The sequence below is a fragment of the Bradyrhizobium nitroreducens genome (genome assembly GCF_002776695.1).
Taxonomy (GTDB): Bacteria; Pseudomonadota; Alphaproteobacteria; order Rhizobiales; family Xanthobacteraceae; genus Bradyrhizobium; species Bradyrhizobium nitroreducens.
The window spans coordinates 6,574,169-6,591,658 of sequence record NZ_LFJC01000003.1; the positions used below are offsets into that span (position 1 = coordinate 6,574,169).

Genomic DNA, 17,490 nt, shown 5'->3' on the forward strand with positions numbered 1-17,490 from the left:
TACGTCATGGACGACGCCAAGCTCGACGCCCTGGGGCAGACGATCGTTAGCGCGCTTCCGGGCGCCGCCACCGGTCATTCGGTGGCCTTCAACCAGCTGACGGTTGATGTCGAGGCCAGCAAGATCGTCGAGGTGGTCAAATACCTCCGCGACGACCCGAGCTGCCGCTTCATCAACTTCACCGACATCACGGCCGCGGACTATCCGTCGCGCGAGAAGCGCTTCGACGTGATCTATCACTTCCTGTCGCCGACCCTGAACACCCGCATCCGGCTCAAGGCCCAGGCCGACGAGACCACGCAGGTGCCGTCGCTGATCGAGGTGTTCCCCGGCGCCGACTGGTTCGAGCGCGAGGCCTACGACCTCTACGGCGTGTTCTTCGTCGGCCATCCCGACATGCGCCGCATCCTCACCGATTACGGCTTCGAGGGCCATCCGCTGCGCAAGGATTTCCCGACCACCGGCTTCGTCGAGGTCCGCTACGACGACCAGGAGAAGCGGGTGGTGTACGAGCCCGTCCGGCTCAACCAGGAATTCCGCAAGTTCGATTTCCTCTCGCCGTGGGAAGGGGCGGACTATCCGCTTCCCGGTGACGAGAAGGCGGGACCGAAGGCCTGATCATGAACGAGCAACCCGAACAGCTTCGCAACTTTACGATCAACTTCGGACCGCAGCATCCGGCGGCGCACGGCGTTCTGCGCCTCGTGCTGGAGCTTGACGGCGAAGTCGTCGCCCGCGTCGATCCCCATATCGGACTGCTTCACCGCGGCACCGAGAAGCTGATCGAGCAGAAGACCTATCTGCAGGCGATCCCTTACTTCGACCGGCTCGACTACGTCGCGCCGATGAACCAGGAGCACGCCTTCTGCCTCGCCGCCGAAAAGCTGCTCGGCATCGAGGTGCCGCGCCGCGGCCAGCTGATCCGCGTGCTCTATTGCGAGATCGGCCGCATCCTCTCGCATCTTCTGAACGTCACCACGCAGGCGATGGACGTCGGCGCGCTGACCCCGCCGCTGTGGGGTTTCGAAGAGCGCGAGAAGCTGATGGTGTTCTACGAGCGCGCTTCGGGCAGCCGCATGCATGCGGCCTTCTTCCGCGTCGGCGGCGTGCATCAGGACCTGCCGCAGAAGCTGGTCGACGACATCGAGGCTTGGTGCGATCCGTTCCTGAAGGTCGTGGACGACCTCGACCGCCTGCTCACCGCCAACCGCATCTTCAAGCAGCGCAACGTCGACATCGGCGTGGTGCCGCTGAAGGAAGCCTGGGAGTGGGGCTTCTCCGGCGTGATGGTGCGCGGCTCGGGCGCGGCCTGGGACCTGCGCAAGTCGCAGCCCTACGAATGCTATGCCGAGATGGATTTCGACATCCCGATCGGCAAGAACGGCGATTGCTACGACCGCTATCTGATCCGCATGGAAGAGATGCGCCAGTCCGTGCGCATCATGAAGCAGTGCATCCAGAAGCTGAACGCGCCCGACGGCAGGGGCCCCGTCGTCGTCGAAGACAACAAGGTCGCGCCGCCGCGCCGCGGCGAGATGAAGCGCTCGATGGAAGCGCTGATCCACCACTTCAAGCTCTACACCGAAGGCGTTCACGTGCCGGCCGGCGAAGTCTATGCCGCGGTCGAGGCGCCCAAGGGCGAGTTCGGCGTCTATCTGATCTCCGACGGCACCAACAAGCCCTACAAGTGCAAGATCCGCGCGCCGGGCTTTGCGCATCTGCAGGCGATGGATCACATCTGCCGCGGCCATCTGCTCGCCGACGTCTCGGCGATCCTCGGCTCGCTCGACATCGTGTTCGGAGAGGTCGATCGGTGATGGGGCAGCAGGCGCCAATCCAGTTTGACCGCGCCTCGGGGACCCTGGAAGGGGCCAACCTGTGGGAGCGGACGGCTGCCTTGGCGCTGATGACGGGATCGAAGATCTCCTCGCATTTCTCGCATATGGGCTACATCGCCTGCGCGAATCTGCTGCGGAAGACGCTGCCCGAGCGCAATATCGCGATCAGGCTCAATCCCGACGCCGTGTTCGAATTCCCTTACGGCGACGGCTATTGGAGCAAGCTGCTCAACCGCTCCTACAATTACGAGGACGAGCTCGAGCTGCTGTTCGCCGATAGCATCGACGTCGACTACACGTTGCTCGATTGCGGCGCCAATTACGGCTACTGGTCGGTGCTGGTGTCGAGCAAGCCGTTCGGCTCGCACAAGGCGATCGCGATCGAGCCGTCGGGGCAGAACTACCCGAAGCTCGCCAACAACGCCCGCGTCAACGCTGGTCGCTTCGAGACCCTGAAATGCGCCATCGGCGCCACCCGCGGCACCGCGCGGCTCTCCGGGACCAAGCACGAGGCCTTCAGCATCGCCGGCGATCCCTCGGCGGGCGGTGAGGAGGTGCCGGTCATCTCGCTCGACAATCTCATCGACGACGGCAGGATTGCCGCCACCGGCAAGTACCTGATCAAGCTCGACGTCGAGGGCGTCGAGATCGAGGCGATCAAGGGCGGCGCGCGGCTGCTGCAGGCCGACAGCGTCGTCATGTGCGAGGAACACGGCAGCGACCGCTCGCATGCGGTGTCGCGCTACATCCTCGAGCAGACCCCGCTGAAGCTGATCGTGTTCGATCCGCGCAGCAACCGGATGGAGACCGTGACCGAGCTGTCGATCCTCGACCGCATCAAGGTCTCGACCCACGTCGGCTACAACGTTTTCGGCACCGCAAGCGCATTCTGGCAGGACAGGATCGAAGCCCTGAATGCCAAGAACTTGAATGCGAAGTCCGCGCGCCGCATGCAGTGAGAGATTGAACAGATGTCCGTTCGCCGATTAGCACCGAAGGAAGTCCAGCCCGCGAGCTTTGCGTTCACGGATGAGAACCTCGCATTCGCCAAGCAGCAGATCGCGAAATATCCTGCCGGACGGCAGGCTTCCGCGGTCATCGCCATTCTCTGGCGCGCGCAGGAGCAGCACGATGGCTGGGTCTCGGAAGCCGCGATCCGCGTCATCGCCGACATGCTCGACATGCCCTATATCCGCGTGCTCGAGGTTGCGACCTTCTACACCATGTTCCAGCTCGCACCCGTGGGCAAGAAGGCCCACGTCCAGGTTTGCGGCACCACGCCGTGCCGGCTGCGCGGCGCCGAGGATCTGATCCACGTCTGCGAGCACCGCATCCATCACGAGCCCTTCCATCTCTCCAAGGACGGCAATTTCAGCTGGGAAGAGGTCGAGTGCCTGGGAGCCTGCGTGAACGCGCCGATGGTGCTGATCGGCAAGGACACCTATGAGGACCTGACCAAGGAAAGCTTCGGCAAGGTGCTCGACGGTTTTGCTTCGGGCAATCCGCCCAAGCCCGGTCCGCAGAACGGCCGCCAGTTCTCGGCGCCGATATCAGGACCGACCACGCTGAAGGAGATCACCTGATGCGTGATCTCTCGCAGCCTTTGGTGCAGGGGAGCGGTGCCATGAAGAAGTGGGGCTTCGTCGCGATGCACGCCGCCGTGGCGGCCGCCTTCATCTTCCTGGTACAGCGCTTCACCCTGAACGCGTCGCTGGAATCCAGTCTGCTCTGGGCGCTGACCTTCGCCGTCTGCGCCGCCGGACTTGCCTACAAGCAGACCATTCGTTGATCGGAAAGCACTGATATGCTCGAGGACAAGGACCGCATCTTCAAGAACCTCTACGGCCTCCACGATTGGGGGCTCGAGGGTGCGCGGCGTCGCGGCGCCTGGGATGGCACCAAGAACATCATCGACAAGGGCCGCGACTGGATCATCAACGAGATGAAGGCCTCAGGGCTCCGCGGCCGCGGCGGCGCCGGTTTCCCGACCGGTCTGAAATGGTCCTTCATGCCGAAGGAATCGACCGACGGCCGTCCGAGCTATCTCGTCGTCAACGCCGACGAGTCCGAGCCCGGCACCTGCAAGGATCGCGAGATCATGCGGCACGATCCGCATCTGTTGATCGAGGGGTGCCTGATCGCGAGCTGCGCGATGAACGCGCATGCCTGCTACATCTATGTCCGCGGCGAGTTCATCCGCGAGCGCGAGCATCTGCAGGCCGCGATCGACCAGGCCTACGAGGCCAAGCTGGTCGGCAAGGACAACGTCAACGGCTGGCCGTTCGACATCTACGTCGCGCACGGCGCCGGCGCCTATATCTGCGGCGAAGAGACCGCGCTGCTTGAAAGCCTCGAAGGCAAGAAGGGCCAGCCGCGGCTGAAGCCGCCGTTCCCGGCCAATGTCGGCCTGTTCGGTTGCCCGACCACCGTCAACAACGTCGAGTCGATCGCCGTTGCGCCCGACATTCTGCGCCGCGGCGCGGCCTGGTTCGCCGGCATCGGCCGTCCGAACAATGTCGGCACGAAACTCTTCTGCATCTCCGGTCATGTCGAGCGGCCCTGCAACGTCGAAGAGGCCATGGGCATTCCGTTCCGTGAGCTGATCGAGAAGCATTGCGGCGGCATCCGCGGCGGCTGGGACAACCTCAAGGCCGTGATCCCCGGCGGCTCCTCGGTGCGCATGGTGCCGGCCGAGCAGATCATCGACACGCCGATGGATTTCGATAGCCTGAGCAAGCTGCGCTCGGGCCTCGGCACCGCGGCCGTGATCGTGATGGACAAGTCGACCGACCTGATCCGCGCCATCGCCCGCATCTCCTATTTCTACAAGCACGAGAGCTGCGGCCAGTGCACGCCGTGCCGCGAGGGCACCGGCTGGATGTGGCGCGTCTTGACTCGCATGGCCGAAGGCCGCGCCCACAAGCGCGAGATCGACATGCTGCTGGAGGTCACCAAGCAGGTCGAAGGCCACACCATCTGCGCGCTCGGCGACGCGGCGGCGTGGCCGATCCAGGGCCTGATCGCGCATTTCCGTCACGAGATCGAAGCGCGCATCGACGAGTATTCGCACAAGTCCGACATCGACGATATCGGCGTCCGCGATCCCGTGAACATGGTCGCGGCGGAGTAGAGAGAATGGCCGACGAACCCGACAACATCGTGCTTGCCTTGCTGCGCAAGATCGATCAGCGAACTGAGCGGATGGCAGACGATCTGCAGGATGTGAAGGTGCGCGTGACCGCGATGGAAGAGGGCTTGGCCGGAGTGAACCGTAGACTTGATCGGCTGGAGATTCGCGTTGACCGGATCGAGAGACGCCTCGAGCTGACCGACGTATCGCATTGAGAGAACTGAGCCAATGACCAAGCTCATCATCGACGGCAAAGAGATCGATGTGCCCGCCGAATACACGCTGCTTCAGGCGTGCGAGGCGGCCGGCGCCGAGATTCCGCGCTTCTGCTATCACGAGCGGCTGTCGATCGCCGGCAATTGCCGGATGTGCCTCGTCGAGGTGAAGGGCGGCCCGAAGCCGGTCGCGAGCTGCGCCTGGGGCGTGCGCGACTGCCGTCCGGGCCCCAAGGGCGAGCCGCCGGAGATCTCGACGCGTTCCCCGATGGTGAAGAAGGCACGCGAAGGCGTGATGGAATTCCTTCTGATCAACCATCCCTTGGACTGCCCGATCTGCGACCAGGGCGGCGAGTGCGATCTGCAGGACCAGGCGATGGGCTATGGTGTCGACACCAGCCGCTTCGCCGAGAACAAGCGCGCGGTCGAGGACAAATATCTCGGCGCGCTGGTCAAGACCTCGATGAACCGCTGCATCCAGTGCACGCGCTGCGTCCGCTTCTCGGCGGAAGTCGCCGGCGCCCCCGAGATGGGCGCCACCGGCCGCGGCGAGGACATGGAGATCACGACCTATCTCGAGCACGCGCTGACGTCGGAATTGCAGGGCAATCTCGTCGACATCTGCCCGGTCGGCGCGCTGACCTCGAAGCCCTACGCCTTCGCCGCGCGTCCGTGGGAGCTCGGCAAGACCCAGTCGATCGACGTCATGGACGGCGTGGGATCTGCGATCCGCGTCGACACCCGCGGCCGTGAGGTGATGCGCGTACTGCCCCGCATCAACGAGGCCGTGAACGAGGAGTGGATCTCCGACAAGACCCGCCACATCGTCGACGGCCTGCGCACCCAGCGCCTCGATCGTCCCTATGTCCGCGAGGCCGGCAAGCTGCGCGCGGCAACGTGGCCCGAGGCCTTCGCCGCGATCGCAGCGAAGGCGGCGCGCACCGACGGCAAGCGCATCGGCGCGATCGCCGGCGACCTCGCCGGTGTCGAGGAGATGTTCGCGCTGAAGGACCTGCTCGCCAAGTTCGGCTCGGGCAACCTGGCGGTGCAGGGCGGCGATGCCTTCGATCCCGCACTCGGCCGTGGCTCCTACATCTTCAACCCGACGCTCGCAGGCGTCGAGCAGGCCGACGCGCTGCTCATCATCGGCGCCAATCCGCGGAAAGAGGCGGCCGTGTTCAACGCCCGCATCCGCAAGCGGTGGCGCGCCGGCGGCTTCAAGGTCGGCGTCATCGGCGCCAAGGTCGATCTCACCTACGACTATGATCATCTCGGTGCGGGTACCGAGACGCTCGGTGAGCTCGCGGCCGGCAAGCACTCCTTCATGGACGTGCTGAAGAACGCCAAGAATCCGATCATCCTGGTCGGCGCGGGCGCGGCCGCCCGTCACGACGGCGCGGCCATTCTCGCCGCCGCCGCCAAGCTGGCGCTCGATGTCGGCGCTCTCAAGGACGGCTGGACCGGCTTTGGCGTGCTGCACGAGACCGCTTCGCGGGTCGGTGCGCTCGACATCGGCTTCTCCGCAACCGGCGGCGGCCTGAATGCCGCGCAGATGACGACGTTCGGCACGCTGGACCTGCTGTTCCTGCTCGGTGCCGACGAGATCAACGCCCCCGACGGCACCTTCGTCGTCTACATCGGCACCCATGGCGACCGCGGCGCCCATCGCGCCGACGTGATCCTGCCGGCGGCCGCCTACACCGAGAAGTCCGCGATCTACGTCAACACCGAAGGCCGCGTGCAGATGACGGGCCGCGCCGCGTTCCCGCCGGGCGAAGCCCGCGAGGACTGGGCGATCGTTCGCGCACTGTCGGAGGCGCTCGGCAAGAAGCTCGGCTACGACTCGCTGGCCGCGCTGCGCCAGGCGGTCTTCAAGGCCGTGCCGCATCTGATCCGTCTCGACCAGATCGAGGCCGGCTCCGCCGACCAGATCAGGAAGCTGGCGGGGAAGGGCGGCTCGCCCGAGAAGGCGCCGTTCAAGCCGCTGGTCGAGGACTTCTATTTGACCAACCCAATCGCGCGTGCATCCGCCGTGATGGCGGAGTGCTCGCGGCTTGCCTCCGGGCAGATGCTGACCGCAGCGGAGTGAGCTGATGGAATTTTTCGAAAGCGCATTCTGGACCGGTTTCCTCTGGCCCCTGATCATCATGGTCGCCGAGAGCGTGCTGGTGCTCGTCGTCCTCTTGGTGGCGATCGCCTACATCCTGCTCGCCGACCGCAAGATCTGGGCGGCGGTGCAGATCCGCCGCGGCCCGAACGTGGTCGGCCCGTGGGGCCTGCTGCAATCCTTCGCGGACCTCCTGAAGTTCGTGCTGAAAGAGCCGATCATCCCGGCCGGCGCCAACAAGGGCGTCTTCCTGCTTGCGCCGCTGGTCTCGTGCGTGCTCGCGCTCGCGGCCTGGGCGGTGATCCCGACCAATCTCGGCTGGGTGATCTCCGACATCAATGTCGGCATCCTCTTCATCTTCGCGATCTCGTCGCTGTCGATCTACGGCATCATCATGGCCGGCTGGTCGTCGAACTCGAAGTACCCGTTCCTGGCCGCGCTGCGCTCCGCGGCGCAGATGGTGTCCTATGAAGTCTCGATCGGCTTCGTCATCATCACGGTGCTGCTCTGCGCCGGCACGCTGAACCTGTCGGCCGTGGTCGAGGCTCAGCACGTGCGCGGTCTGGCCAGCCTGATCGGGCTGCCGCAGCTCACCATCCTGAACTGGTACGTCTGGCCGCTGTTCCCGATGTTCGTGGTGTTCTACGTCTCGGCGCTGGCGGAGACCAACCGTCCGCCCTTCGACCTCGTCGAAGCGGAATCCGAGCTCGTCGCCGGCTTCATGGTCGAGTACGGCTCGACGCCGTACCTGCTGTTCATGCTCGGCGAGTACGTTGCGATCGTCACGATGTGCGCGATGGCGACGATCCTGTTCCTCGGGGGCTGGCTGCCGCCGGTGGACCTGCCGCCCTTCAACTGGGTGCCGGGGATCATCTGGTTCTCGCTGAAGCTGTTCTTCATGTTCTTCCTGTTCGCGATGGCAAAGGCGATCGTGCCGCGCTACCGCTATGACCAACTGATGCGCCTCGGCTGGAAGGTCTTCCTGCCGCTGTCGCTGGCGATGGTGATCGTGGTGGCCGGCGTGCTGCATTTCGCCGGCATCGCGCCGAAGTGAGGGCTGTCATGGGTATCAACGTCAACGCCACTGCACGCTCGCTTCTGTTGTCGGAATTCGTCTCGGCGTTCTTCCTCGCCATGCGCTATTTCTTCCAGCCGAAGCCGACGCTGAACTATCCGTTCGAGAAGGGCCCGATCTCGCCGCGCTTCCGCGGCGAGCACGCGCTGCGCCGCTATCCGAACGGCGAAGAGCGCTGCATCGCCTGCAAGCTGTGCGAGGCGGTCTGCCCGGCGCAGGCCATCACCATCGAGGCCGGCCCGCGCCGCAACGACGGCACCCGCCGCACCGTGCGCTACGACATCGACATGGTGAAGTGCATCTATTGCGGCCTCTGCCAGGAGGCCTGTCCTGTGGACGCCATCGTCGAAGGCCCGAACTTCGAGTTCGCGACCGAGACCCGCGAGGAACTGTTCTATGACAAGGCCAAGCTGCTCGCCAACGGCGATCGCTGGGAACGCGAGATCGCGAAAGCGATCGAGCTCGACGCGCCGTACCGGTGAGGTGAGGGCATGATCCTTCCCGCCATCACCACGTCATTCCGGGGCGCGCGCAGCGCGAACCCGGAATCTCGCGCCATAACCTCCAGATTCCGGGTTCGCGGGCTTTGCCCGCGCCCCGGAATGACGGGGAATGCCCGATGATCCTTCCCGCGCTGTTCTTCTATCTCTTCGCCGGCGTCTGCGTCGCCTCGGCCGTGATGGTGATTGTCTCGCGCAATCCCGTGCACTCCGTGCTGTACCTGATCCTGGCCTTCGTCAACGCCTCCGGCCTGTTCGTGCTGATGGGAGCCGAGTTCCTCGGCATGATGCTGATCGTCGTCTATGTCGGCGCGGTCGCGGTGCTGTTCCTGTTCGTGATCATGATGCTCGATGTCGACTTCCTCGAGCTGCGCGAGGGCTTCATCGAGTACCTGCCGGTCGGCCTCGTGATCGGCGGCATCTTCCTGTTCGAGCTGCTGCTCACCGTCGGCTTCTGGGTCATCAACCCCGGTGTCAGCAAGACGATCACGGCGGCGATCCCGACCAATGTCAGCAACACCGAGGCGCTCGGGCTCGTGCTGTATACCAAGTACATCCACTACTTCCAGCTCTCGGGCATGGTGCTGCTGGTCGCCATGATCGGCGCCATCGTGCTGACACTGCGCCACAAGGCGAGCGTGAAGCGGCAGGACATCAACGTTCAGAACGCGCGCACGCCCGAGATGGCGATGGCGATGCGCAAGGTGGCGCCGGGGCAGGGGCTCTCGGATGCCGATGCGGCGGAGTGGGTGAAATGACGATCGGGCTCGGACATTACCTGGCGGTCGGCGCGATCCTGTTCACGCTCGGGATCCTCGGCATCTTCCTGAACCGCAAGAACATCATCGTCATCCTGATGTCGATCGAGCTGATCCTGCTCTCGGTCAACATCAACCTCGTGGCGTTCTCGACCTTCCTCGGCGACATCGTCGGCCAGGTCTTCGCGCTGCTGGTGCTGACCGTCGCGGCCGCTGAAGCCGCGATCGGTCTCGCCATCCTGGTGGTCTATTTCCGCAACCGCGGCTCGATCGCGGTTGAGGACGTCAATCTGATGAAGGGCTGAGCGCTCAAATGGTTCAGGCAATCGTTTTCCTGCCTCTGCTGGGCGCCATTCTGGCAGGGCTCATCGCCCTGGCCGGCGCGCATGCCCGCAACCCCTCGGGTGACGAGGTCGAGCATCATGGTGACCACGGCCACGGCGACGCCCACGCGTCGGCGGCCCATGGTGACCACGGCCACGACGATCATGGTCACGACGATCATGGCCACGGTCCGGTCGAGCCGCCTGCGGCGGGCTCGCGCGGCGCCGAGCTGATCACGACGGGGCTGCTGTTCGTCTCGGCTGCGCTGTCCTGGATGACGCTGGTCGATGTCGGCTTCATGCACCACGACACCCGCATCCAGCTGCTGCCCTTCATCTTCTCCGGCGACCTCCAGGTCTGGTGGACGCTGCGGGTCGACACGCTCACCGCCGTGATGCTGGTGGTGGTGACGACCGTGTCCTCGCTCGTGCACCTCTATTCCATCGGCTACATGGACGAGGACCCGAACCGGCCGCGCTTCTTCGGCTATCTCTCGCTGTTCACCTTCGCCATGCTGATGCTGGTGACGGCGGACAATTTGGTGCAGCTGTTCTTCGGTTGGGAAGGCGTGGGTCTCGCCAGCTACCTGCTGATCGGCTTCTGGTACCAGAAGCCGTCGGCGAACGCGGCCGCCATCAAGGCCTTCGTCGTCAACCGCGTCGGCGACTTCGGTTTTGCGCTCGGCATCTTCGCAATCTTCATGCTGACGAGCTCGACCGATTTCGAGACGATCTTCCATGCCGCGCCGAGCCTGACCGGCAAGACCATCAACTTCCTCGGCTGGCACGCCGACGCGCTGACCCTGACCTGTCTCCTGCTGTTCATGGGCGCGATGGGCAAGTCGGCGCAGTTCCTGCTGCACACCTGGTTGCCGGACGCGATGGAAGGCCCGACGCCGGTCTCCGCGCTGATCCACGCCGCGACCATGGTCACCGCCGGCGTGTTCATGGTGGCGCGCCTGTCGCCGCTGTTCGAGCTCGCTCCGACCGCCCAGGCCGTCGTGATGTTTTTCGGCGCCACCACCGCGTTCTTCGCGGCGACCATCGGCCTCGTCCAGAACGACATCAAGCGCATCGTCGCCTATTCGACCTGTTCGCAGCTCGGCTACATGTTCGTCGCGATGGGGGCAGGGGCCTATTCGGTCGGCATGTTCCACCTGTTCACGCACGCCTTCTTCAAGGCGCTGTTGTTCTTGGGGAGCGGCTCGGTGATCTACGCGATGCACCACGAGCAGGACATCCGCAACATGGGCGGCCTCTGGAAGAAGATCCCCTACACCTATGCGGTGATGGTGGTCGGCACGCTCGCGCTGACCGGATTCCCGCTCACGGCCGGCTACTTCTCCAAGGACGCGATCATCGAAGCGGCCTATGCCTCGCACAATCCGTTCGCGGTGTACGGCTTCCTGATGACCATCGTCGCCGCCGGCCTGACCTCGTTCTACTCCTGGCGCCTGATCTTCAAGACCTTCCACGGCGAGCCGCATGACGAGCACCACTATGAGGCCGCGCATGAGGCCCCGCTCTGGATCCTGATCCCGATCGGCGTGCTCGCGGTCGGCTCGTTCGTCGCAGGCTTCCCGTTCAAGGAGCTGTTCGCCGGTCACGGCGTCGAGGAGTTCTTCCGCGAGTCCGTGAAGATGAACCCGCATATCATCGAGGAGATGCACCACATCCCCGAGACCATTGCTTTCCTGCCGACGGTGATGATGGTGCTGGGCTTCCTCGTCTCGTATTTGTTCTACATCCGCCGGCCTTATCTGCCGGTCGAGCTCGCCAACACGCAGCCGATGCTGTACCAGTTCCTGCTCAACAAATGGTACTTCGACGAGCTCTACGACATCATCTTCGTCCGTCCGGCGAAGTGGATCGGCTATCAGCTCTGGAAGAAGGGCGACGGCTTCGTCATCGACGGCTTCGGCCCCGACGGCGTCTCCGCTCGCGTGCTGGACGTCACCCGCAACGTCGTGAAGATCCAGACCGGCTATCTCTATCACTACGCATTCGCCATGCTGATCGGAGCCGCCGGCCTGATCACCTGGTTCATGTTCGGCTTTGGAGGCCAGTAAATGACGACCTGGCCCATCCTTTCGGTCACGACGTTCCTGCCGCTGGTCGGCGCGCTGATCGTCTATCTCAGTCGCGGCGATGACGAGGCGGCCAAGCGCAACTCGCGCTGGATCGCGCTCTGGACCACGCTGATCACCTTCGCGGTGTCGGTGATCCTGGTCATGCGCTTTGACCCCAGCAATCCCGACTTCCAGTTCGTCGAGAAGGCGAACTGGCTCGCCACCGGCATCACCTATCACATGGGTGTCGACGGCATTTCGCTGCCGCTGGTGATCCTGACCACCGCCGTGATGCCGTTCTGCATCATCGCGAGCTGGAAGGCGATCACCAACCGCGTCCGCGAATACATGATGGCGTTCCTGATCCTGGAAACGCTGATGATCGGCACCTTCTCGGCGCTCGATCTCGTGCTGTTCTATTTGTTCTTCGAGGGCGGCCTGATCCCGATGTTCCTGATCATCGGCGTCTGGGGCGGTCCGCGCCGGGTCTACGCGTCGTTCAAGTTCTTCCTCTACACGCTGCTCGGCTCGGTCCTGATGCTGCTCGCCATCATGGCGCTGTACTGGAACGGCGGCACCACCGACATCCCGACCCTGATGCACACCGCCGTGCCGCGGAACCTGCAGACCTGGGCGTGGCTGGCCTTCTTCGCCTCGTTTGCGGTGAAGATGCCGATGTGGCCGGTGCACACCTGGCTGCCCGACGCGCACGTCGAGGCCCCGACGGCGGGCTCGGTGGTTCTGGCCGCGATCCTGCTGAAGATGGGCGGCTACGGCTTCCTGCGCTTCTCGCTGCCGATGTTCCCGCTGGCCTCGCACGACTTCGCGCCGCTGATCTTCACGCTCTCGGCCATTGCCATCATCTACACCTCGCTGGTGGCGTTGATGCAGGAGGACATGAAGAAGCTGATCGCGTACTCGTCCGTCGCGCATATGGGCTTCGTCACCATGGGCATCTTCGCCGGCACCATGCAGGGCGTTGCCGGCGGCGTGTTCCAGATGATCTCGCACGGCATCGTCTCCGGCGCGCTGTTCCTCTGCGTCGGCGTGGTCTACGACCGCCTGCACACCCGCGAGATCGCGGCCTATGGGGGCCTCGTCAACCGGATGCCGCTCTACGCGATGACCTTCATGGTCTTCACCATGGCCAATGTCGGTCTGCCCGGCACCTCCGGCTTCGTCGGCGAGTTCATGACGCTGCTCGGGACCTTCAAGGTCTCGATCCCGACCGCGTTCTTCGCCACCTTCGGCGTGATCCTGTCGGCAGCCTATGCGCTGTGGCTCTACCGCAAGGTCGTGTTCGGCGCGCTGGTCAAGCCGTCGCTCGCGAGCATGAAGGATCTCACCTTCCGTGAGTGCCTGACGCTGTTCCCGATGATCGCGCTGACGATCCTGTTCGGCGTCTATCCGAAGCCGGTGCTCGACATGTCGGCCGCCTCGGTCCAGCAACTCGTCAACAACTACAACACCGCTGTGACGGCCGTGAAGGCCGCCGCACTGCTCCATTGATCGGGCAGGTCAGGATATCGCCATGAGCTTTGAGACTGCAGGTTATCAACTGGCGCCGGTGCTGCCCGAGATCGTGCTCGCGATCGGGGCCATGGCTCTGCTGATGCTGGGCGCCTATCGCGGGCAGGGGACCACGAGCGCGGTCACCTCGCTGGCGGTCGTGCTTCTGGTCGTGGTCGGCGTGCTCGAATACATGCTGCCCGCGGGCAAGCAGGTGACCTTCGGCGGCAGCTTCATCGTCGACGATTTCGCCCGCTTCATGAAGATCCTGGCCCTGATCGGCTCGGCGGTGACGCTGGTGCTGTCGACCGAGTTCCTGTCCGATCCCTCGCGCCGCATCTTCGAATACGCCATCCTGGTGCTGCTCTCGACGCTCGGCATGATGGTGCTGATCTCGGCCGGCGACCTGATCTCGCTCTATCTCGGCCTCGAACTGATGTCGCTGGCGCTCTATGTCGTGGCGGCCTCGAACCGCGACAACGCCAAGTCGACCGAAGCCGGCCTCAAGTACTTCGTGCTCGGCGCGCTGTCCTCGGGCATGCTGCTCTACGGCGCCTCGCTGATCTACGGCTTCACCGGCACGGTCAGCTTCACCGGCATCGCCGCGGCCGCGACGGTTTCGAACGTTGGCCTGTTGTTCGGTCTGGTCTTCCTGCTCGTCGGCCTCTGCTTCAAGGTGTCGGCCGTACCGTTCCACATGTGGACGCCTGACGTGTACGAGGGCGCGCCGACCCCGGTCACGGCCTTCTTCGCCTCGGCGCCGAAGGTCGCCGCGCTCGCCGTCTTCACCCGCGTCACGCTGACCGCATTCCCCGGCATCGTCTCGCAGTGGCAGCAGATCCTGGTGTTCGTGTCGATCGCCTCGATGGCGCTCGGCTCCTTCGCCGCGATCGGCCAGACCAACATCAAGCGCCTGATGGCCTATTCCTCGATCGGCCACATGGGCTTTGCCCTGGTCGGCCTTGCCTCGGGCACGGTCGAGGGCGCGCAGGGCGTCCTGATGTACATCGTGATCTATGTCGCGATGACGCTCGGCTCGTTCTCGATCATCCTCGCCATGCGCCGCAACGGCCAGGCCGTCGAGCAGATCAGCGATTTCGCAGGTCTGTCGCGCACCAACCCGCTGCTCGCCTTCATGTTCGCGATGCTGCTGTTCTCGCTCGCCGGCATCCCCCCGCTCGCCGGCTTCTTTGCGAAATGGTACGTCTTCGTTGCTGCGATCAAGGCCAACTTGTTCACGCTCGCCGTCGTCGGCGTGCTGACCAGCGTTGTTGGCTGCTACTATTACCTGTCCATCGTCAAGACGATGTATTTCGACGAGCCGGCCGGCCAGGTCGATCCGGTGCGCATCGAAGTGCGGACGGTGCTGGCCGTGGCGGGCCTGTTCAACATCCTGTTCGCGCTGTTCGCAGGCCCCGTGGTGAGCGTCGCCTCCGCCGCGGCAAAGTCGCTGTTTTAGGATGGCCTTCGCGCTCGGTCCTCGCGCACAAGCTGCGGGCTACAAGCTCGCGGCGTTCGAACGGACCGGCTCGACCAACACCGAGGCGATCGAACGCGCCCGGGCCGGCGAACGCGGCCCGATGTGGTTCGTCACGTCGGAGCAGACCGCCGGCCGCGGCCGCCGGCAGCGCGCCTGGATCGCGCCGAAGGGCAACCTCGCGGCCAGCGTCCTCGAGGTCCTCGACGTCGCCCCTGTGGTTGCCGCCACCATCGGTTTTGCCGCTGGGCTGGCCGAGGAGGCCGCGCTGGAGAAAGTCAGCCTGGAAGCCGCCCTGCGCCTCGGCGAGGGCCGTCCCCGCTACGCCCTGAAATGGCCGAACGACGTGCTGGCGAACGGCAAGAAGCTCGTGGGCATCGGCCTGGAGGCGGAGGCCATTGCCGGCCGCCTCGCCATCGTCGTCGGTATCGGCACCAACGTCGTCGCCGCGCCCGAGGGGACGCCCACGCCCGCCATCTCGCTGGCCGCGCTCGGCGTCCAGATCAGCGCCGAGGAGCTGTTCTCGGCGCTATCCGACGCCTGGGTCGAGTTCCGCGGTCTTTGGGACAATGGCCGTGGCTTTGCCGATATCCGAAAACTCTGGCTGGAGCGGGCCGCCAGCCTTGGCGAGCCGGTTGCGATCCACACGGGAGCCACGACGCTGGAAGGCATTTTTGACACCATCGACGACACCGGCTGCCTGATCGTTCGCACCGCCGACGGCCGCCGCGTGCCGGTGGCCGCGGGCGAGGTGTTCTTCGGCCCGGTCCGCTCTGTGGGAGCTGCGTAATGGCAAAGCCCGAGGAACTGGTGTTCGCGCCGCTCGGCGGCGTCGGCGAGATCGGCATGAACCTGTCGATCTACGGCCTCGGCAACCGCCAGCAGCGCGCCTGGATGGCGGTCGATCTCGGTGTCTCCTTCGGCGACGAGGAGCACCTGCCGGGCATCGACCTGATCATGCCGGACATCAGCTTCCTGGAGAAGGAACGCAAGAACCTGATGGGCCTGGTGCTGACCCACGCCCATGAGGATCATTTCGGCGCCATCATCGATCTCTGGCCCAGGCTGAAATGCCCGATCTACGCGACGCAGTTCAGCGCCGCGCTGTTCGAGGCCAAATGTGCCGCCGAGCGCAATGCGCCGAAGATCCCGGTGACGGTGGTGCCGTCCGGCGGCCGCGTCGATGTCGGCCCGTTCAACGTCGAGTTCATCCCTGTCGCGCATTCGATCCCCGAAGCACACGCGCTGGCGATCCACACGTCGGCCGGCACGGTGCTGCACACCGGCGACTGGAAGATCGACCCGACCCCGACCCTGGGGCAGCCGACCGACGAGAAGCGGCTGCGCGAGCTCGGCGATGAGGGGCTGCTCGCCCTGATCGGCGATTCCACCAACGCGGTGCGCGACGGCCGCTCGCCCTCGGAAGCCGAGGTCGCCCGCACCATCATCGATCTCGTGAAGTCGGCCAAGGGCCGCGTCGCCGTCACGACCTTCGCCTCCAACGTCGCCCGCATCAAGGCTGTCGCGGCCGCTGCGAAAGCCGCCGATCGCGAGGTCGTCGTGGTCGGACGTGCCATGGAGCGCGTGGTGCAGGTCGCGCGCGAATGCGGCTATCTCGACGGCGTGCAGAATTTCCGTTCGCCCGAGGTCTACGGCCATCTGCCCCAGGACAAGGTGCTGGCGCTGTGCACCGGCAGCCAGGGCGAAGCGCGCGCCGCGCTGGCCCGCATCGCCAATGACGACCACCCCGAGATCACGCTCAACCACGGCGACAGCGTCATCTTCTCCTCGCGCACCATCCCCGGCAACGAGAAGGCGGTCGGCTCGATCATCAACAATCTGGTGCTGCAGGGCGTCGAGATCATCACCGACCGCGACGCTCTGGTCCACGTCTCCGGCCATCCCCGCCGCGACGAATTGCGCGACATGATCGCCTGGACCAGGCCGCAGCTCCTGATCCCCGTTCATGGCGAAGCCCTGCATCTGCACGAGCACGCCAAGCTGGCGCGCGCCGCCGGCGTGCCGCGCGTGCTGGTCTGCCGCAACGGCGACCTCGTCAAGCTCGGCCCGGGCGATCCCGGCATCGTCGGCGAGGTGCCCTCGGGCCGTCTCTACAAGGACGGCACGATTTTGGAGGATTCCAAGTCGCGTGCCGTGGTCGAGCGCCGTCGCATGGCCTTCTCCGGCTGCGCCTTCGTCGCCATCGCCATGACCGAGCAGGGCGAGCTGGCCGACGATCCCGAGGTCGATCTGGTCGGCATCCCCGAGAAGAACAGGGCGGGCGAGCCCTTCGACGACATCGTCTTCGACGCCGTGATGTCGACGATCGAGGGGCTGCCGAAGGCCCGTCGCCGCGACCCCGACGCCTTGGGCGAGTCGGTGCGACGCGCTGTCCGGTCCGTCATCAACGAACATTGGGGCAAGAAGCCCCCCTGTCTGGTACACGTGCTGACAGTGTAACTGTGTCGGCATGGTCTGTTCTGCGGATC

The 17,490-nt window shown here is 65.0% G+C and carries 17 protein-coding genes; all 17 read left to right on the top strand.

Features of this window, described 5'->3' with window-relative positions; genetic code table 11:
- The first annotated feature begins 6 nt into the window (after positions 1 to 6).
- Positions 7 to 618: an NADH-quinone oxidoreductase subunit C gene (locus TSA1_RS31235; RefSeq protein WP_100179681.1), complete on the top strand. Its 612-nt coding sequence runs from the start codon at positions 7 to 9 to the stop codon at positions 616 to 618.
- 2 nt (positions 619 to 620) lie between these two features.
- The gene (locus TSA1_RS31240) at positions 621 to 1,817 is read left to right on the top strand and encodes an NADH-quinone oxidoreductase subunit D (RefSeq protein WP_100179682.1); all 1,197 of its coding nucleotides are present in this window, start codon (positions 621 to 623) and stop codon (positions 1,815 to 1,817) included.
- Complete coding sequence (locus tag TSA1_RS31245; protein ID WP_100179683.1) at positions 1,817 to 2,797, top strand: FkbM family methyltransferase; 981 nt, start codon at positions 1,817 to 1,819, stop codon at positions 2,795 to 2,797. Before TSA1_RS31240 ends, TSA1_RS31245 begins: the two co-directional genes overlap by 1 nt.
- Positions 2,798 to 2,809: 12 nt before the next feature.
- On the top strand, positions 2,810 to 3,421 hold the full coding sequence (nuoE, locus tag TSA1_RS31250) for an NADH-quinone oxidoreductase subunit NuoE (protein WP_100179684.1): 612 nt from the start codon (positions 2,810 to 2,812) through the stop codon (positions 3,419 to 3,421).
- Positions 3,421 to 3,627: a hypothetical protein gene (locus TSA1_RS31255; protein ID WP_100179685.1), complete on the top strand. Its 207-nt coding sequence runs from the start codon at positions 3,421 to 3,423 to the stop codon at positions 3,625 to 3,627. Before nuoE ends, TSA1_RS31255 begins: the two co-directional genes overlap by 1 nt.
- 15 nt (positions 3,628 to 3,642) lie before the next feature.
- Positions 3,643 to 4,968 (top strand): NADH-quinone oxidoreductase subunit NuoF, encoded by a 1,326-nt coding sequence (nuoF, locus tag TSA1_RS31260; RefSeq protein WP_063194770.1) that lies wholly within the window; start codon positions 3,643 to 3,645, stop codon positions 4,966 to 4,968.
- Between the two features lie 5 nt (positions 4,969 to 4,973).
- A complete protein-coding gene (locus TSA1_RS31265) occupies positions 4,974 to 5,183 on the top strand; it encodes a hypothetical protein (protein WP_100179686.1) in 210 nt (69 codons plus the stop codon).
- Positions 5,184 to 5,196: 13 nt separating this feature from the next.
- Complete coding sequence (nuoG, locus tag TSA1_RS31270; protein WP_100179687.1) at positions 5,197 to 7,272, top strand: NADH-quinone oxidoreductase subunit NuoG; 2,076 nt, start codon at positions 5,197 to 5,199, stop codon at positions 7,270 to 7,272.
- 4 nt (positions 7,273 to 7,276) lie between these two features.
- Entirely contained in the window at positions 7,277 to 8,344 is a 1,068-nt protein-coding gene (nuoH, locus tag TSA1_RS31275; RefSeq protein WP_100179688.1) for an NADH-quinone oxidoreductase subunit NuoH, read from the top strand.
- 8 nt (positions 8,345 to 8,352) lie between these two features.
- Complete coding sequence (gene nuoI / locus TSA1_RS31280; RefSeq protein WP_191093171.1) at positions 8,353 to 8,847, top strand: NADH-quinone oxidoreductase subunit NuoI; 495 nt, start codon at positions 8,353 to 8,355, stop codon at positions 8,845 to 8,847.
- Between the two features lie 137 nt (positions 8,848 to 8,984).
- Positions 8,985 to 9,623: an NADH-quinone oxidoreductase subunit J gene (locus tag TSA1_RS31285; protein ID WP_100179689.1), complete on the top strand. Its 639-nt coding sequence runs from the start codon at positions 8,985 to 8,987 to the stop codon at positions 9,621 to 9,623.
- On the top strand, positions 9,620 to 9,928 hold the full coding sequence (gene nuoK, locus TSA1_RS31290; RefSeq protein WP_008547737.1) for an NADH-quinone oxidoreductase subunit NuoK: 309 nt from the start codon (positions 9,620 to 9,622) through the stop codon (positions 9,926 to 9,928). The genes TSA1_RS31285 and nuoK overlap by 4 nt, the downstream gene beginning before the upstream one ends.
- 8 nt (positions 9,929 to 9,936) lie before the next feature.
- Entirely contained in the window at positions 9,937 to 12,015 is a 2,079-nt protein-coding gene (nuoL, locus tag TSA1_RS31295; RefSeq protein WP_100179690.1) for an NADH-quinone oxidoreductase subunit L, read from the top strand.
- Positions 12,016 to 13,524: an NADH-quinone oxidoreductase subunit M gene (locus TSA1_RS31300; RefSeq protein ID WP_100179691.1), complete on the top strand. Its 1,509-nt coding sequence runs from the start codon at positions 12,016 to 12,018 to the stop codon at positions 13,522 to 13,524.
- Positions 13,525 to 13,546: 22 nt separating this feature from the next.
- Positions 13,547 to 14,983 carry an NADH-quinone oxidoreductase subunit NuoN gene (gene nuoN / locus TSA1_RS31305; protein ID WP_100179692.1) on the top strand — a complete coding sequence of 479 codons (1,437 nt, stop codon included), beginning with the start codon at positions 13,547 to 13,549 and terminating at the stop codon, positions 14,981 to 14,983.
- A 1-nt stretch (position 14,984) separates the two neighbouring features.
- The gene (locus TSA1_RS31310) at positions 14,985 to 15,791 is read left to right on the top strand and encodes a biotin--[acetyl-CoA-carboxylase] ligase (protein ID WP_100179693.1); all 807 of its coding nucleotides are present in this window, start codon (positions 14,985 to 14,987) and stop codon (positions 15,789 to 15,791) included.
- Positions 15,791 to 17,461 carry a ribonuclease J gene (locus TSA1_RS31315; RefSeq protein ID WP_100179694.1) on the top strand — a complete coding sequence of 557 codons (1,671 nt, stop codon included), beginning with the start codon at positions 15,791 to 15,793 and terminating at the stop codon, positions 17,459 to 17,461. The genes TSA1_RS31310 and TSA1_RS31315 overlap by 1 nt, the downstream gene beginning before the upstream one ends.
- Positions 17,462 to 17,490: the final 29 nt, after the last annotated feature.

Bases quoted from the DNA above. Each gene is read 5' to 3' on its own strand.
- nuoE (WP_100179684.1), top strand. From the start codon at position 2,810: ATGTCCGTTCGCCGATTAGCACCGAAGGAAGTCCAGCCCGCGAGCTTT.
- TSA1_RS31310 (WP_100179693.1), top strand. From the start codon at position 14,985: ATGGCCTTCGCGCTCGGTCCTCGCGCACAAGCTGCGGGCTACAAGCTC.
- TSA1_RS31235 (WP_100179681.1), top strand. From the start codon at position 7: ATGGACGACGCCAAGCTCGACGCCCTGGGGCAGACGATCGTTAGCGCG.
- nuoL (WP_100179690.1), top strand. From the start codon at position 9,937: ATGGTTCAGGCAATCGTTTTCCTGCCTCTGCTGGGCGCCATTCTGGCA.
- nuoN (WP_100179692.1), top strand. From the start codon at position 13,547: ATGAGCTTTGAGACTGCAGGTTATCAACTGGCGCCGGTGCTGCCCGAG.
- TSA1_RS31245 (WP_100179683.1), top strand. From the start codon at position 1,817: ATGGGGCAGCAGGCGCCAATCCAGTTTGACCGCGCCTCGGGGACCCTG.
- TSA1_RS31285 (WP_100179689.1), top strand. From the start codon at position 8,985: ATGATCCTTCCCGCGCTGTTCTTCTATCTCTTCGCCGGCGTCTGCGTC.
- TSA1_RS31255 (WP_100179685.1), top strand. From the start codon at position 3,421: ATGCGTGATCTCTCGCAGCCTTTGGTGCAGGGGAGCGGTGCCATGAAG.
- TSA1_RS31315 (WP_100179694.1), top strand. From the start codon at position 15,791: ATGGCAAAGCCCGAGGAACTGGTGTTCGCGCCGCTCGGCGGCGTCGGC.
- TSA1_RS31300 (WP_100179691.1), top strand. From the start codon at position 12,016: ATGACGACCTGGCCCATCCTTTCGGTCACGACGTTCCTGCCGCTGGTC.
- nuoF (WP_063194770.1), top strand. From the start codon at position 3,643: ATGCTCGAGGACAAGGACCGCATCTTCAAGAACCTCTACGGCCTCCAC.
- TSA1_RS31240 (WP_100179682.1), top strand. From the start codon at position 621: ATGAACGAGCAACCCGAACAGCTTCGCAACTTTACGATCAACTTCGGA.
- nuoK (WP_008547737.1), top strand. From the start codon at position 9,620: ATGACGATCGGGCTCGGACATTACCTGGCGGTCGGCGCGATCCTGTTC.
- nuoH (WP_100179688.1), top strand. From the start codon at position 7,277: ATGGAATTTTTCGAAAGCGCATTCTGGACCGGTTTCCTCTGGCCCCTG.
- TSA1_RS31265 (WP_100179686.1), top strand. From the start codon at position 4,974: ATGGCCGACGAACCCGACAACATCGTGCTTGCCTTGCTGCGCAAGATC.
- nuoG (WP_100179687.1), top strand. From the start codon at position 5,197: ATGACCAAGCTCATCATCGACGGCAAAGAGATCGATGTGCCCGCCGAA.
- nuoI (WP_191093171.1), top strand. From the start codon at position 8,353: ATGGGTATCAACGTCAACGCCACTGCACGCTCGCTTCTGTTGTCGGAA.